This window comes from Delftia sp. RIT313 (assembly GCF_000632165.1).
GTDB classification, from domain to species: Bacteria; Pseudomonadota; Gammaproteobacteria; order Burkholderiales; family Burkholderiaceae_C; genus Comamonas; species Comamonas acidovorans.
This window is the reverse complement of record NZ_JFYT01000101.1, coordinates 80472-95634: the sequence shown is the minus strand read 5'-3', so window position 1 is coordinate 95634 and position 15163 is coordinate 80472. Positions and strand designations below refer to the sequence as shown.

General features: G+C 67.5%; 11 protein-coding genes. 5 read left to right on the top strand and 6 right to left on the bottom strand.

Annotation, left to right across the window (positions count from 1 at the left end; genetic code table 11):
* Positions 1 to 152: 152 nt before the first annotated feature.
* Positions 153 to 2678 (top strand): penicillin-binding protein 1A, encoded by a 2526-nt coding sequence (locus BW39_RS27590; RefSeq protein WP_043825382.1) that lies wholly within the window; start codon positions 153 to 155, stop codon positions 2676 to 2678.
* 723 nt (positions 2679 to 3401) lie between these two features.
* Here the strand turns inward: BW39_RS27590 and BW39_RS27580 are convergent.
* Complete coding sequence (locus BW39_RS27580; RefSeq protein ID WP_043825450.1) at positions 3402 to 4181, bottom strand: tyrosine-protein phosphatase; 780 nt, start codon at positions 4179 to 4181, stop codon at positions 3402 to 3404.
* A gap of 114 nt (positions 4182 to 4295) precedes the next feature.
* Positions 4296 to 7220: a DNA topoisomerase III gene (locus tag BW39_RS27575; RefSeq protein ID WP_043825380.1), complete on the bottom strand. Its 2925-nt coding sequence runs from the start codon at positions 7218 to 7220 to the stop codon at positions 4296 to 4298.
* A 127-nt stretch (positions 7221 to 7347) separates the two neighbouring features.
* Here BW39_RS27575 and BW39_RS27570 point away from each other — a divergent pair, with 127 nt between their 5' ends.
* From BW39_RS27570 to BW39_RS27560, 3 genes are read left to right on the top strand one after another with little or no spacing between them, the layout of a single operon-like run.
* Positions 7348 to 8010, top strand: coding sequence for an SET domain-containing protein (locus BW39_RS27570; protein ID WP_043825378.1), 663 nt, complete (start codon positions 7348 to 7350; stop codon positions 8008 to 8010).
* Complete coding sequence (locus BW39_RS27565) at positions 8007 to 8837, top strand: biotin--[acetyl-CoA-carboxylase] ligase (RefSeq protein WP_012202814.1); 831 nt, start codon at positions 8007 to 8009, stop codon at positions 8835 to 8837. Before BW39_RS27570 ends, BW39_RS27565 begins: the two co-directional genes overlap by 4 nt.
* A gap of 35 nt (positions 8838 to 8872) precedes the next feature.
* Positions 8873 to 9628, top strand: coding sequence for a hypothetical protein (locus tag BW39_RS27560; RefSeq protein WP_043825376.1), 756 nt, complete (start codon positions 8873 to 8875; stop codon positions 9626 to 9628).
* Between the two features lie 75 nt (positions 9629 to 9703).
* On the opposite strand, the gene BW39_RS27555 is transcribed toward BW39_RS27560, so the two are convergent.
* Positions 9704 to 10636: an N-formylglutamate amidohydrolase gene (locus BW39_RS27555; protein ID WP_013804573.1), complete on the bottom strand. Its 933-nt coding sequence runs from the start codon at positions 10634 to 10636 to the stop codon at positions 9704 to 9706.
* Positions 10637 to 10811: 175 nt separating this feature from the next.
* A complete protein-coding gene (locus BW39_RS27550) occupies positions 10812 to 11780 on the bottom strand; it encodes a Bug family tripartite tricarboxylate transporter substrate binding protein (RefSeq protein WP_012202811.1) in 969 nt (322 codons plus the stop codon).
* 109 nt (positions 11781 to 11889) lie between these two features.
* Between BW39_RS27550 and BW39_RS27545 the strand changes: the two genes are divergently transcribed.
* On the top strand, positions 11890 to 12900 hold the full coding sequence (locus BW39_RS27545; protein ID WP_043825374.1) for a LysR substrate-binding domain-containing protein: 1011 nt from the start codon (positions 11890 to 11892) through the stop codon (positions 12898 to 12900).
* Here BW39_RS27545 and BW39_RS27540 read toward each other — a convergent pair.
* A complete protein-coding gene (locus BW39_RS27540; RefSeq protein WP_043825373.1) occupies positions 12857 to 14359 on the bottom strand; it encodes a sensor histidine kinase in 1503 nt (500 codons plus the stop codon). The genes BW39_RS27545 and BW39_RS27540 overlap by 44 nt on opposite strands.
* 94 nt (positions 14360 to 14453) lie before the next feature.
* Positions 14454 to 15128, bottom strand: coding sequence for a response regulator (locus BW39_RS27535; protein WP_012202808.1), 675 nt, complete (start codon positions 15126 to 15128; stop codon positions 14454 to 14456).
* Positions 15129 to 15163: the final 35 nt, after the last annotated feature.

The window sequence follows — 15163 nt, the reverse complement described above, 5'->3', positions numbered from 1 at the left end:
AGTACCCGCCAGCCCGACAATACCGGGGCTTGGCCCATAGGCAAGGCACCCCGCGCGAGCGGGGTGCCGTTTTTTTGGGCATTCTGTCGGCTTCGCGGAAATGGTCCCGCCCTATCGGCCCTGATGTCCTGTCATCAGGGCCGTCTTGCAATATGCGCTTTTCTTTCAATGACTTGAAGCTGCCAGAAGCTGTGCTCGCAGCCTGGCAAAGGCTGCTGGCCAGCCGCATCGGCCAGCGCGTGGCGGCCCTGCCCTGGTGGCACCGCTGGCCCACGCGGCGTGAATGGCTGCTGTTCGCCGCCGCGCTGCCGCTGCTGTTCGCGCTCTATGTGCTGGCCCTGATCCCGTTCACGCCCGGCATCCGCGACATACGCAAGGCCAAGCTGGAGCAGCCCGCCCAGATCATGAGCGCGGATGGCAAGCAGCTCGCGCAGTTCAAGCGCAGCAACCGGCAGTGGGTGAAGCTCGACGAGATGTCGCCCTCGGTGATCAAGGCGCTGATCGCCACGGAGGACCACCGCTTCTACGAGCACCACGGCATGGACTGGCGGCGCACGCTGGGCTCGGTGGTGCACACGCTGCGTGGCGATCCGCAGGGCGGCTCCACCCTCACCCAGCAGCTCGCACGCAATCTGTACCCGACCGAGATCGGCCGCGCGCCCACGCTCAACCGCAAGCTCAAGGAGGCGATCACGGCCTTCAAGATCGAGGCGCTCTACACCAAGGACGAGATCCTCGAAACCTATCTGAACACCGTTCCCTTCCTCTACAACGCCTTCGGCATAGAGATGGCGGCGCGCACCTATTTCGACAAACCGGCCGCGCGGCTGACGGTGCTGGAAAGCGCCACGCTGGTGGGCATGCTCAAGGGCACGAGCTACTACAACCCCGTGCTCAACCCCGACCGCGCGCTGTACCGCCGCAACACGGTGCTGTCGCAAATGGTCAAGCGCGGCGTGCTGCAGGAGGCCGAGTTCGCCCAGCTCAAGAAGCGCCCCATGCGCATCAACTTCGAGCGCCAGGAAGAGCCCCTGGGCATGGCCCCCCACTTCGCGCAGCAGCTGCGCAAATGGCTGATCGACTGGGCCGACCGCAACGACTACAACATCTACACCGACGGCCTGGTGGTGCACACCACCATCGACTCGCGCCTGCAGAACTGGGCCAACCAGGCCGTGGCGCGCCAGACGCGCACGCTGCAGGGCGTGGCCAATGGCGCCTGGAGCCAGCGCGACGGCTGGAATGCCGCCAACCCGCTGGTGCAACAGCTGGTGCGGGAGACCCCCGCCTGGCGCGCGGCGCGCAAACGCGCGGACGGCCAAGGCAAGGACAAGGCAACGGACAAGGACAGCGAGGAAGACACCCTCAAGGCCCTGCTGGCCGACAAGGCCTTCATGAAACAGCTGCGCGAGGACAAGACCCGAGTGCAGGCAGGCTTTGTGGCGCTGAACCCGGCCACCTCCGAAGTGCTGGCCTGGGTGGGCAGCCGCGACTTCACGCAGGATGCCTACGACCATGTGCAGCAGGCACGGCGACAGCCCGGATCGACCTTCAAGCCCTTTGTCTATGGCGCCGCGCTGCAGCAGGGCGCCACCCCCGACGACAGGCGCGTGGACGGCCCCGTGGAAATCAAGCTGCCCGGCGGCGAAGTCTGGCGCCCCACCGACGCCACGCCACCCACGGGCCGCGAGATGACGCTGCGCGACGCCCTGGCCTATTCCAAGAACACCATCACCGCCGAAGTCATGCAGTCCGTGGGCCCCGCCCGCGTGGCGCGCCTGGCGCGCGCCCTGGGTGTGCGCCAGAGCCCGCTGGACGAAGTACCCGCCCTGGCCCTGGGCAGCAGCCCGGTGTCACTGCTGGAGATGGTCAACGCCTATGCCAGCCTGGCCCACGGTGGCCGCTGGCTGCCGCCCATGATGGTCACGCGCATCGAGGACGCCGAGGGCAAGGTCATCGCCGAATTCAGCCCGCCCAAGCCCGAGCGCGCGCTGGACGAAGACCACGCCTACGCCCTGGTGGACATGCTGCGCGCCGTGGTGGACAAAGGCACGGCCGTGGCCGTGCGCCAGCGCTACGGCATCCACGCAGACGTGGCCGGCAAGACCGGCACCACCCAGGGCAATGCCGACGGCTGGTTCATCCTCATGCACCCGGAAATCGTCACCGGCGCCTGGGCCGGCTTCAACGACCCGCGCATCACCCTGCGCAGCGACCGCTGGGGCCAGGGCTCGCGCAGCGCCCTGCCCATGGTGGGAGACTTCATGTCCCGCGCCCTGCGCAGCCCCGTCATCGACGCCAAGGCCCGCTTCGCGCCACCCGAACAAAGCCACTGGTGGTCCGACATGGTCGGCCGCCTGCGCGAACGCATGCAGGACTGGTGGCCTGACCAGCCGCCGCCCGCACAGCCCGGCCAACCCACCACCCCGGAGCCAGCACCGGCCCCTGAACCCGCACCAGAGCCCACGGAGCCACCCGGCCCGGGCCTGTCGCCCGGCGAGGAAATCATAGAAAGCACCCCCGCCCTGCCCGCACCCAGCATCCCCCTCACCCAGGGCACGCTGGGCCCCACGGACCAGCGCGCAGTGCAGGAAGCCACCCCCGCCACGCCAGCCCTGCCCGGCGGCGAAGACGCCCCCGCAGGCACCGGCGTGGTGATCACGCCGATCCAGCCCTGACCCGGCTGGCTGTTAGCTGTTGGCTGTTGGCTGTTAGCTGTTGGCTGTTGGCTGTTGGCTGTTGGCTGTTGGCTGTTGGCTGTTGGCTGTTGGCTGTTGGCTGTTGGCTGTCGCCAGCCTCCCCCTTCTGCCCACGCCTGCGTTGGGCGGGATGCGGGGTGGCAGCCCTGCCGAAGGACAGGGCTGCTTCGTTGTCTAGCTTGCCGCAGTTGTTTGAACGGATTGCGCCGCAGGCGCAAGGAGTGAGTTCTGCGGCACACCCCGCATCCCGCCCAGCGCAGGTCGCCCGTAGCGAAGCGGAGGGTCGTGGGCAGTGCGGGGCGCGCTTCTTTGCTTCCTTTCTTATCGCGCGATAAGAAAGGGAGTCGGCCGCCGGGCCGAAACCCGGCTCCTGCCCGCCGCAAAGGCAAGCAGCAAAAATCAGTCCAGAAGATCAGCCCAGATCAGGCAAGAAAACAAGTCACCGCGAAGTCCGCGTATGACTCACATTGGCATCCACAGTCCCAAACACCGTCACCCCACTGCCACTGGACGCCTGGCTCCCGGAAACATCCCCAGGCACCCCGCCCGCACAGCCAGCCAGCCCCACACTCAAGGCCACCAGCACCATAGCGGCCAGCCCACGCATGCCGTACTTCATCGCAATCTCCTTCATCTCCGGCGCAACCGACCGGCACAGCCCATGTTAGCCGCGCCAACCCGCCGCCCCGTGAGCGAAGGTAATCACCCTTCCAGGTAAAGCGCAGCCAGCCGCTCGCGTGCAGCGCTGTCGATGCCCAGCGCATCCCGCAGATACCCCTGCATTCCACCGAAGTCGGCCCGCACCATGTCGGTGGCCGCCGCCAGGTAGGACGCCTGCACGCGCCACAGCACATCCATCACCTCGGCCGGCATGGGGGCGAAGGTGGTGGCGGGGCGCTGGTAGAGCTGGTTGGTCAGCAGGTAGTCCTGCATCACGGTGTCCTCGTCCACGCCCAGCGCGGTGAGCAGCAGGGCGGCGGCCCAGCCCGTGCGGTCCTTGCCGGCCGTGCAGTGGAAGACCAGCGGGTCCTGGCTGTCCAGCAGCAGTTGGAACAACTGTGCAAAGCGTGGCGCGTAGTCGTGCACGAAGCTGCGGTAGGTGTCCTGCATCAGCTCCTCGGCATGGGCGGCCGTGAGGTCGTTGCCTGCGGCGATCAGGGCACTGGCGCGCTGCACCACGGTGGGCTCGACGATGAGCGCATGGCGGGCAATGCCCGGCCATTCGTAGGCCAGGTGGGCGCTTTCCATCTTGCCCCGGAAGTCCGCGCTGCGCGCGAGCTTCAGGCCCTGCAGCACGTCCAGGTCCGCTGCGCTGAGGCCGGCCAGGTGGTCGGCACGGAACAGCGTGCGCCAGCGCACGCGCCGGCCATCCAGGCCCGTGTAGCCACCGAGGTCTCGGAAGTTGGAGGCGCCGTCCAGGCGGATGGAGCGCGAGGGCGCCGGGGAGGAAGCAGCGGCGGCAGCCGCTGCCGGGGTGAGCATTTCGGTATCCATGCCCGCTAGATTAGCCCAAGCATGTGTTGTCCCCGTGTCAGGCCGGCGACCCGCTGCAGCAAGGTGCAGAAGCGGGTCGCAGGATCAGGTCAGGCAGGCGCCTTACGCCAGATGCTTGCCCACGATGCCGGCCAGCTCGAACATGTTCACGCTGTCCTTGCCGAAGACGGGCCGCAGCTTGTCGTCGGCGCGGATGACGCGCTTGTCCTTGGGGTCCTGCAGGTTCTGGGCCTTGACGTATTCCCACAGCTTCTTGACCACTTCGGTACGCGCCACCGTGCCTTCGCCGATGACGGCGGCCAGGGCCGCGCTGGGCTGCAGCGTGCCGGCAGCCGGCTTGCGCGCGGTCTTGGTGGCCGTCTTGGTGGCCGTCTTTGCCGTGGTCTTGGCCGCGGCTTTCTTGGCAGGCGCCTTCTTGGCCGGCGCGCTCTTGGCGGCCGCCGTCTTGCGCGGCGGGTACTTGCTGTCGCGCTGCTCGAACTCGAAGTTGACCTTGCCGGCCGCGCCATCCCAGACCAGGAAGGCCTTGAAGCTGCGGCGCGTGCGGTTGGAGACGAACTTGTCCAGCAGGTCGGTCTTGCCGGTCTGCAGCAGCTTTTGCATCTGCTCGCGCTCTATGGGCTGCTGCAGGATGATCTGGCCGCTCTTGAAGTCGCAGCTGGGCGTGGCCTGGGCCAGCGTGGGCACGGCCTTGGCGCAGACGTAGTTGCTGCCGTGTTCGAAGACCGGCGCGCCGCACTTGGGGCAGGGGCCCAGCGATTGCTGGCTGGCAAAGTCCACCAGCTCGCCCGTGTCTTCGGAGGCGGCGTCGTCGCCAAAGTCGAACTCGAGCTTGTAGTTGCCGCCTTCCTCATCGTGCACGATGGTGACCTCGGCCACGAAGGGCCAGCCTGCCTTGGAGCGAAAGCCGTCCAGCGGGCCCAGGCGGCGGTCGCGCAGCAGTTGCTCGGCCTCGGCCGTCTCGAAGGTGCGGCCTGCAGGCGACTTGGTGAACGAGAAGCCACAGCCCGCGCCCTGTCCGTCGCTGCCCGTGCAGCCGTAGCGGCGGTAGTTCTCCTTGACCACGCCGCCGCAGTTGGGGCAGGGGGTGGACAGGGTGGCGTAGTCGCCGGGCACGGTGTCCCGGTCGTATTCCTTGGCCTTCTTGACCAGCTTTTCCGTCATGGACTGGATCTGCTGCATGAAGGCATCGCGCGAGAGCTGGCCCTTTTCCATCTGCGCCAGCTTGTACTCCCATTCGCCGGTGAGGTCGGCGCGCGAGAGTTCTTCCACGCCCAGGCCGCGCAGCAGCGTCATGAGCTGGAAGGCCTTGGCCGTGGGAATCAGCTCGCGGCCTTCGCGCAGCATGTACTTTTCGGTCAGCAGGCCTTCGATGATGGCCGCGCGCGTGGCAGGCGTGCCCAGGCCCTTTTCCTGCATGGCCTCGCGCAGCTCGTCGTCCTCGACCTGCTTGCCGGCGCTTTCCATGGCGCCCAGCAGCGTGGCTTCGGAGTAGCGCGCGGGCGGCTTGGTCTTGAGGCCCTTGGGATCGACCTGGCCGGCGCGCGGCTGCTCGCCGGGCTGCACCGCGACCAGGGGCTGGCCCTTGTCGCCGTCCTTGCCGCCTTCGACCTCGTTGGCGGCCTCCTTGCCGTAGATGGCCAGCCAACCGGGCTTGACCAGGATCTTGCCTTCGGTCTTGAAGCTGTGCTGCTCGACCTTGCTGATGCGCGTGGTCACCTGGTGCTCGGCACTGGGGAAGAACACGGCCATGAAGCGGCGCACGACGAGGTCATAGAGCTTTTGCTCGGCCTCGGACAGGCCGCTGGGCGCCTGCGTGGTCGGGATGATGGCAAAGTGATCCGACACCTTGCTGTTGTCGAAGATGCGCTTGGTCGGGCGCACGTAGTTCTCGTCCAGCGCCTGCTGGGCAAAGGGCGCCAGGTGGCGCATGCCGCTGCCGGCCAGCATGGCGAAGGTCTGGTGCGCCACGGGCACGTAGTCCTCGGGCAGGGCACGCGAGTCGGTACGCGGGTAGGTCAGGGCCTTGTGGCGCTCGTACAGGCTTTGCGCCAGCGACAGCGTGGTCTTGGCCGAGAAGCCGAACTTGCCGTTGGCCTCGCGCTGCAGGCTGGTCAGGTCGAACAGCAGCGGGCTGGCCTGGGACGTGGGCTTGGACTCCTCGGTGACCTGGGCCGGCTTGCCGCGCACGGCGTCGGCAATGGCCTGGGCGTCGCGCTGGTTCCAGATGCGGTCAGCGCGGGCTTCCGCATCCTCGCTCTTCTTCCATTGGGGATCGAACCACTTGCCCAGGTACTGGCCGGCCTGGGCGTCGAAGGCGGCGTGCACTTCCCAGTAGTCGCGGCTCACGAACTTGCGGATCTTTTCCTCGCGCTCCACCACCAGGGACAGCGTGGGCGTCTGCACGCGGCCCACCGTGGTCAGGAAGAAGCCGCCATCACGCGAATTGAAGGCCGTCATGGCGCGCGTGCCGTTGATGCCCACCAGCCAGTCGGCCTCGGAGCGGCTGCGCGCGGCGCTGGCCAGGCCCAGCATCTGCGCGTCACTGCGCAGGTTCTGGAAGCCGTCGCGGATGGCCTGCGGCGTCATGGACTGCAGCCACAGGCGCTTGACCGGCTTGCCCAGGCCCTTGCCGTCGGGCTTGGCGCCTGCGGCGTACTGCTCGATCAGGCGGAAGATCAGCTCACCCTCGCGGCCCGCGTCGCAGGCGTTGATGAGTTCGGTGACATCCTTGCGCTTGGCCAGCTTGACCACGGCATTGAGCCGGCTCTTGGTCTTGTCCACGGGCTTGAGGTCGAAATACGGCGGAATCACCGGCAGGTTGGCAAAACTCCATTTGCCGCGTTTGACGTCGAATTCCTCGGGCGCCTGGATTTCCACCAGGTGGCCCACGGCGCTGGTCACGACGTAGTGCTCGCTCTCGAAGTATTCATCGTGCTTGTCGAATTTGCCCGCCACCGGAGTCAACGCGCGGACGATGTCCTGCGCGACCGAAGGCTTCTCAGCAATCACCAGGGTCTTTGTCATTGTGTGTACTCGTCATTCCCCGCAGGACCTGCATGTCGCAGCCTGCGCTTCTACAATCCATGGCTCACGCGTGTACGTACGTGTACGCGCACGCGCATGTGTGCCTATTCAAGTTATCAGAGAAAACATGCCCCGCACAGCTTTGGCCCCTTCCGGCGGCCGCCGTATCCAGACCCGCCGCTCGGGTGTCCATGGCAAGGGCGTCTTCGCCGCGCAGGATCTTGCCGAAGGCGAGGTCCTTGTCGAGTACGTAGGGGAAATCGTCAGCTGGCAGGAGGCCCAGGACCGGCATCCGCACGACCCCAGCCAGCCCAACCATACCTTCTACTTCCACGTGGACGAAGACCGCGTGATCGACGCCAACTATGGCGGCAACTCCTCGCGCTGGATCAACCACAGCTGCGCTCCCAATTGCTACACCGATGAGCGCGATGGCCGGATTTTCATCGTCGCGCTGCGCAACATCGCCGCCGGCGAGGAGCTGAGCTACGACTACGGCCTGATCATCGACGAACCCTACACCAGGAAGCTGAAGGCCGAGTATCCATGCTGGTGCGGCGCGGCCACCTGCCGCGGCACGCTGCTGGCGCCCAAGCGCGGCTGGCGCCCGCCCATGCCCGGCGATGCATTGCCGGCCAGCGCAAAGCCGGCATCGGAACAATCTGAAAAGACAAAGCGGGCCAAAAAGCAGCAGGTCAAAGCGGAAAAGCCTTTGGAAAAGCATTTGGAAAAGGCCCCCCAAAAGCCAAGGAAAAAATCCCGCAAATCCTCCACAAAGGCCGGCGCATGATGGCATCGTCCCCCATTCACTGGCCTGCGGAATCGCTGTGGCAGGCCATCGAGCCGCAGTTGCCGGGCTTTTCCGTGGAAATCGTGCCCAGCATCGGCTCGACCAATACCGAGCTGATGGCGCGCGCCCGCGATGGCCGCAACGAACCCGTGCTGCTGGTGACCGAAGTGCAGACCGCCGGCCGGGGCCGGCTGGGCCGCCAGTGGACCAGCGGCGTGGGCGATTCGCTGACCTTCTCGCTGGGCATGCCGCTGGCGCCTGCCGACTGGTCCGGCCTGTCGCTGGCCGTGGGCCTGAGCGTGGCGCAAAGCCTGCAGCCGCAATTGCCCGCCCCGGGCTCGCAGCGCCCGCGCATCGGCCTCAAATGGCCCAACGACCTGTGGATCGACGGCGACCGCAAGCTCGGCGGCATCCTGATCGAGACGGCCAGCTTTGTCGGCAGCGCCGCGCATGAACCCGGCACACCGCGCTACGTGGTCGTGGGCATCGGCCTGAACGTGCGCCCGCGCCCCGGCGACGGCATGCGCACGCCCCCGGCCAGCCTGCTGGAGCTGGACGAACGCCTGGACGCACCCACAGCCCTGGCCTGCGTGCTGCCGGGCCTGGTCTCCGACATCCAGACCTTTGCCGCCCAGGGCTTTGCGCCGCTGGTGGAGCGCTTTGCCCAGCGCGACCTGCTGCGTGGCCGCGCCGTCAATCTCAGCGATGGCGAAAGCGGCACGGCCGAGGGCGTGGGCCCCGATGGCGCGCTGCTGGTGCGCACGGCGCGCGGCCTGCAGGCCATCACCAGCTCGGAAATCAGCGTGCGCCCGGCTGCTGTAGGCTAGGGCGGGTGACTCATCACTAGGGCCCAAGAAACGACATGCTGCGAATCGCCTTCCTGCTGCTGGTGCTGGCCAATGCCGGCTACTACCTCTGGAACCACGGCCAGCTCCAGGCCCTGGGCCTGGCACCGCCATCCCAGACCGAGCCCGAGCGCCTGGGCCAGCAGGTGCGCCCGGAGGCGCTGAGCCTGCTGAGTGTGGACAACGCGCCAGCCCCCTCCTCGGCCACCCCGGCCACGGCTCCTGCATCCCCTGCATCCCCTGCGGCACCCGCAGCACCTGCTGCCCCTGCCAGTGGCGAGGAACCCGCCGCACCGGCTCGCCCCGAGAAAGCCGCGGGCCAGCCCACCAGCTGCCTGGTGGCCACGGGCATCGAAGACCGCCATGCCGAGGCGCTGCGCCGCGGCCTCATCGCCCAGGTCGCCAGCGACCAGTGGGACCTGAGCAGCACGCACCAGCCGGGCCGCTGGATGGTCTACATGGGCAAGTTCCCCGATGCCGAGTTCCTGGAGCGCAAGCGCGCGGAACTGCGTGCACGCAAGATCGACTTCGACCGCGCAGGCGGCGCGCTGGAGCCCGGCCTGTCGCTGGGCCGCTTCTCCTCCGAGGAAGCGGCCACGCGCGAGCTGACCAACGTTGCGCGCCAGGGCGTGCGCACGGCCCGCGTGGTGCAGGAGCGCCCCGACATCACCCTCTACACGCTGCGCCTGCCCCAGGCCACGCCCGCGCTGCGCAGCCAGGTCGAGTCCATGGGCGGCAAGGCCTTCGAGGGCAAGCCGTTCAGGCCCTGCTGAGCCCCGCGAGGGCACGATGAAAAAAGGCCCGCGATCCTGTGATCGCGGGCCTTTTGCATTTCACTCGCAGGGGCTTCAGAGCGTACGCGGATCGGTGGCCATCAGCTGCTCCACCAGCACCTTCAGGTCGGTGGTCAGGCGCAGGTAGCCGGCCTGGTCGAGATCCAGGGTCTGCTCGTTCATGTAGAGCTTGCGGTTGATCTCGATCTGGATGCTGTGCCGGTGCTCGGCGGGCTTGCCGTAGCGGCGCACCAGCTCCACGCCCTTGTAGGGATGGTTGTAGTCCACGCTGTAGCCGCGCTCGCGCAGGAAGGCGCAGATGCGCTCGGACAGCGCCGGGCTGGCCGTGCTGCCGTCGCGGTCGCCGATGACGAAGTCGGCATGGACCAGGCCCGGGTGCAGCGTGGCATGGCTGGCTGCGACGGAAGGCATGGAGTGGCAGTTGATATGGATGCTGTAGCCATGGCGCGCATGGGCGCCGTCGATGGCGCGCTCCACGGCGGCGTGGTAGGGCTTCCAGCAGCGCTCGATGCGCTGCAGCAGTTCAGCGGCGGGCAGCTGGCGGTCATAGATGGGCACGCCCTCATCGGTGAACTTCCAGATCAGGCCCTTGCCCAGGCGCACCTTCTGCAGCACGACCTGGTCGGTGGTGACGGGCAGCGGCCACTCGCCCTCGATCATGGTGGTGTCGATCTCGGTGGTGTCGCGGTTGGCATCCAGGTAGATGCGCGGGAAATGCGCCTCCACCCAGCTCACGCCCAGGCCCGGCGCAAAGGCGTAGATCTTCTCCACATGCGTGTCCTCGGCCTGGCGCAGCGTGGCCAGCGGCAGGCAGGAGCCGAAGTCCGCCGGGTAGACCGTGCCGCTGTGCGGCGAGTCCAGCACCACGGCACTGGCGCCGGCAACGCTGGTGACCATGGGCGGCGCGGCATCGGCCGCGCCGGAGCCTGCCGCGCCGGGCAGGGATTGCAGGAAGTTCTGACTGATCAGTCGCAGGACGGGATGCATGAGGAAGTGGTCTATCTCGGTTACGCATTGCACCGCTGCGCTGCGGCCAGCCCGCCATGAAACTGGCGCGTCCCAGGCCAGGGACGCCGAGCAAGGGCCGCCCCGCAGCGAGGGCGTCGTCCCCCTCCCGCGAAGCGAGAGAGGGGGAAGGCGCGAAGCGCCTCAGGGGGAGCCTTTAATCCAGCTGGATCTGGGCCGTGGCGGCAATCTTCTTCATCTTGGCGACTTCGCTGGCGATCTGCTTGGTGAAAGCGTCGCTGCTGGTGCCGGAGATGTACAGGCCCTGGGCCGCCATGCGCTTTTGCACGGCCGGGTCCTTGAGCGCGGCCGCGATGGCCTTCTGCACGCGGGCGATCTGCTCGGGCGGCGTGCTCTTGGGGGCCACGAGACCGAACCACGAAGGATCGTTCAGGTCGGCATGGCCGGCTTCGGCGTAGGTCTGCACGTCGGGCAGCACGTCCAGGCGCTCATGCCAGGACACGGCCAGGGCCTTGACCTTGCCGCCCTTGATGTGGGGCAGGGAGGAAGCCACCTGGTCGAAGTACACGGGCACCTGGCCGCCGAGCACGTCGTTGATGGCCGGGCCTGCACCGCGGTAGGGAATGTGCTGCATCTCGGTGCCCGTGCTCTTCATGAACTGGGCGCCCCACATGTGGCCGATGGTGCCGTTGCCGGGGGTTGCGAAGCTGACCTTGCCGGGGTTGGCCTTCAGGTACTTCACGAACTCGGCGAAGTTGTTGGCGGGCACCAGCTTGGGGTTGATCACGATCACGCCGGGGGCCTTGACGATCTCGGTCACGCCGACGAAGTCGTTGATGGCGTCGTAGGGCAGCTTCTTGAACACGGCGGGGTTCACGCCGTGCGTGGACAGCGTGGCGATGCCGAAGGTCACGCCGTCGGTGGCACGCGCCACTTCGGCCATGCCGATGGAGCCGCCAGCGCCGGCCTTGTTCTCGATCACCACGGCCTGGCCGCCCAGCAGCTTGGGCAGCACGTCCTGCATGTTGCGCGGGACCATGTCGGTGGAGCCACCAGCAGGGAACGGAACGACGATGCGCAGGGGACGGGAGGTGTCCTGGGCGAAGGACATTCCAGGAACGACAGAAGAAGCGGCGATGGAAGCAAGGAAATGACGTCGTTGCATAGGATCTTTCTTACAAACAAGTTCAGATTAAAAGAAATCTGCTCACAAAAAAAGCAAATACTGTGCCTGTTAATATTCCAAACAGGAATACTTTCATCATATCCCTGTCATGAGTTTGCGCCGCCTCAACCCGCCCACGCATCTGCTGCGCGCTTTCTCCACCGTGGTGCGCTTCGGGGGTGTCTCGCGCGCGGCCGAAGCCTTGCACCTGACGCAAAGCGCAGTCAGCAAGCAGATCCAGGAGCTGGAGAAATGGGTGGGCGTGCCGCTGTTCGAACGCGAGCGCAAGCGCTTGAGGCTGACGCCCGCGGGCGAGCGCTATGAGCGCGCAGTGCGCGCCCTGCTGGGCCAGCTGGAGGCAGCCACCCTCGAACTCATCACCAGCGATGACAGCCGAGGCGCGCTGCACCTGTCATCGCTGCCGACTTTCGCGGCCAAGTGGCTGATCCCCAGGCTGCCCCAGTTTCAGCAGCGCTATCCACAGATCACGCTGCACTTTGTACCCTACGTACACAGCTACCAATTTGACAGTCCGGGGCTGGACTGCGCAATTTTGTTTGGCGACGGGCACTGGAATGGCGCGCATGCCCACTATCTGGTGGGCCGCCAGGTGGCCCTGATCGCACCGCCGCGTGGCGCGGGCCCCGAGGCACGCATCACCACCCCACAGGACGTGGCGCGCTGCACCCGGCTGCGCCATGTGACCATTCCCGATGCCTGGGCGCGCTGGAGCGAGGCCCATGGCGTCAACGGCATCAGCCCCCTTGCGGGCCCGCAGTTCGACCAGTTCCAGACCATCATCCGCGCCGTGATGGCCGGCATGGGCATCGCCCTGGTGCCGCGCTGCCTGGTGCAGGACGAGATCGCGGCCGGCCTGGTGAACGAGCCCCTGCCCCAGCACGGCTACCAGAGCGCCCTGGGCTACTGGCTGTGCTATCCGGCCGACCGCGCCAACCACGGCACCCTGGGCATCTTCCGCAACTGGCTGGTGGACCATGCCGCGCAGACGCCGGGACGGATCGCGGTGGCGCCTGTGGCTCCCGGGGAATCTGCGGCAGCCGGGGATGCCCCGCCACCTATGCCGCAGGCTTGGGCGACGGCGGCGAGCGCAGCGCCGTGAAGCGCACGCTGAAACGCGCACCCGGCGGCTGCTGGCCAGGATGCGCATCTTCCAGCACCACCTGGGCGCCATGCTGGCGAGCGATCTCCAGCACGATGGGCAGGCCCAGGCCCGAGCCATCGGCCTCCGAGCCCAGCACGCGGTAGAACGGCTGGAACACCAGCTCGCGCTCGGCCTCGGGCACGCCGGGCCCCGAATCCTCCACCTGCAGCAACAAAACCTGGCCGAAGGGATCGGCCAGCACGCGCACCGTGACCATGCCGGGCCGGCTGCTGCTGGAAGGCGTGTAGTTGATGGCGTTGTCCACGAGGTTGCGCACCAGCTCCGTCAGCAGCGTGGCGTTGCCCTGCAGCCAGACGCCCGTGGCCGATGGCTCGGCGCCGTCGTATCCCAGGTCCACATGCTTGTCCATGGCGCGCGGCAGGCAGTCGCGCACCACGTCGGTGACGATGCGTACCAGGTTGCAGGGCTGCATGGCCAGGCCGCGGCCCACGCCGGCGCTCTCGGCGCGCGCCAGCGCCAGCAACTGGTTCACCGTGTGTGTGGCGCGGATGCTGGAGCGCGCGATCTGTGCCAGGGACTGCCGCAACTCCTCCGTGCTCACGCCCTCGCGCTGGGCCAGTTCGGCCTGCATGCGCAGCCCGGCCAGCGGTGTCTTGAGCTGGTGGGCCGCGTCGGCCAGAAAGCGCTTTTGCGTGGCCAGCGAATCACCGAGCCGACCCAGCAGGTCGTTGACCGAGTCCACCAGCGGCACGACTTCCAGCGGCACGTCCTTGTGGTTGATGGGCGAGAGGTCCTCGGGCCGGCGCGCGCGGATGCGCTCCTCCAGCCGGTGCAGCGGCTTGATGCCGCGCGCCAGCGCCAGCCACACCAGCAAAGCGGCCAGGGGCAGGATGACGAACTGCGGCAGCATCACGCCCTTGATGATTTCCGTGGCCAGCACGCTGCGCTTTTCGCGCGTCTCGGCCACCTGGACCAGGGCCTGGGGCTCGTCGGGCAGGGGCATGCGCACCCAGACATGGGCCACGCGCAGGTCAATGCCGCGAAACTCCGCATCGCGCAGCTGCACGGCCCCGCCGGTCGGTGCACCGCCGGGCGATAGATCGCCGGATGGCGGATCGTCGGACTCGGGCGGCAGCGGCAGATCGCGCTCGCCAGCCAGGTATTCGCCCTTGACGCCCAGCACCTGGAAATACACGGTGTCCGACTCGTCGGCGCGCAGGATCTCGCTAGCCGATTGCGGCAGGTTGAACAGCACCTTGCCCTGCTGCACCATCACCAGCTGCGCCAGCGCCTGGGCGTTGTACTCCAGCGCGCGATCGAACGGCTTGTTGGCAAGGCCCTGGGCCACCAGCCAGGTCAGCGCCAGGCTCACGGGCCACAGCAGCAGCAGCGGCGTGAGCATCCAGTCAAGGATCTCGCCGAACAGTGAGCGCTGTTCACGCTGGAAGATTTTCATCGGCGGGCAGCCCTCACGACGGGTTCACGGCCCCGTGGCATCCGCCACTATGCGCAGGCAAGCCAACCCGGGCCTGACAGCCAGGGCCGCGGCCTCAGGAAGCGATCTTCTCAAGGCAGTAGCCCAGGCCGCGCACGGTGGCGATGCGGATGGGGCCGCGCTCTATCTTCTTGCGCAGGCGGTGGATATAGACCTCGATGGCGTTGTTGCTGACCTCGTCGCCCCATTCGCACAGGCGCTCGACCAACTGGTCCTTGCTGACCAGCCGGCCCGCACGCTGCAGCAGCACTTCCAGCAGGCCCAGCTCGCGCGCCGACAGCTCGACCATCTTGCCGTCGATGGTGGCCACGCGGCCGGCCTGGTCGTAGACCAGGGGACCATGCTTTATGGTGCTGCTGGCGCCACCCATGCCGCGCCGTGTGAGCGCGCGCACACGCGCCTCCAGCTCGGACAGCGCAAACGGCTTGGCCATGTAGTCGTCGGCGCCGTAGTCCAGCCCCTGCACGCGCTCTTCCACGCTGTCGGCCGCCGTGAGGATGAGCACCGGCAGCGCATCGCCCCGGCCGCGCAGCTTCTTGAGCACTTCGAGCCCGTGCATCTTGGGCAGGCCTAGGTCCAGGATGAGCAGGTCGAACTCGCTGCTGGTCATCAGCGCGGTATCGGCCTCGCTGCCGTTGGCCACATGGCTGACCACGGCGCCCGAGCCGCGCAGGCTGCGCAGCAGACCATCGGCCAGGACCTGGTCGTCTTCGGCAATCAGAATGCGCATGGGGTTGTCTCCTGAAATACAGACGCGCTCTGGAT

Excerpts from the sequence above, each read along its gene's own strand:
- BW39_RS27540 (WP_043825373.1), bottom strand. The coding sequence starts at position 14,359 with ATGAAAATCTTCCAGCGTGAACAGCGCTCACTGTTCGGCGAGATCCTT.
- BW39_RS27565 (WP_012202814.1), top strand. The coding sequence starts at position 8,007 with ATGATGGCATCGTCCCCCATTCACTGGCCTGCGGAATCGCTGTGGCAG.
- BW39_RS27545 (WP_043825374.1), top strand. The coding sequence starts at position 11,890 with ATGAGTTTGCGCCGCCTCAACCCGCCCACGCATCTGCTGCGCGCTTTC.
- BW39_RS27535 (WP_012202808.1), bottom strand. The coding sequence starts at position 15,128 with ATGCGCATTCTGATTGCCGAAGACGACCAGGTCCTGGCCGATGGTCTG.
- BW39_RS27550 (WP_012202811.1), bottom strand. The coding sequence starts at position 11,780 with ATGCAACGACGTCATTTCCTTGCTTCCATCGCCGCTTCTTCTGTCGTT.
- BW39_RS27590 (WP_043825382.1), top strand. The coding sequence starts at position 153 with ATGCGCTTTTCTTTCAATGACTTGAAGCTGCCAGAAGCTGTGCTCGCA.
- BW39_RS27580 (WP_043825450.1), bottom strand. The coding sequence starts at position 4,181 with ATGCTCACCCCGGCAGCGGCTGCCGCCGCTGCTTCCTCCCCGGCGCCC.
- BW39_RS27575 (WP_043825380.1), bottom strand. The coding sequence starts at position 7,220 with ATGACAAAGACCCTGGTGATTGCTGAGAAGCCTTCGGTCGCGCAGGAC.
- BW39_RS27555 (WP_013804573.1), bottom strand. The coding sequence starts at position 10,636 with ATGCATCCCGTCCTGCGACTGATCAGTCAGAACTTCCTGCAATCCCTG.
- BW39_RS27560 (WP_043825376.1), top strand. The coding sequence starts at position 8,873 with ATGCTGCGAATCGCCTTCCTGCTGCTGGTGCTGGCCAATGCCGGCTAC.
- BW39_RS27570 (WP_043825378.1), top strand. The coding sequence starts at position 7,348 with ATGCCCCGCACAGCTTTGGCCCCTTCCGGCGGCCGCCGTATCCAGACC.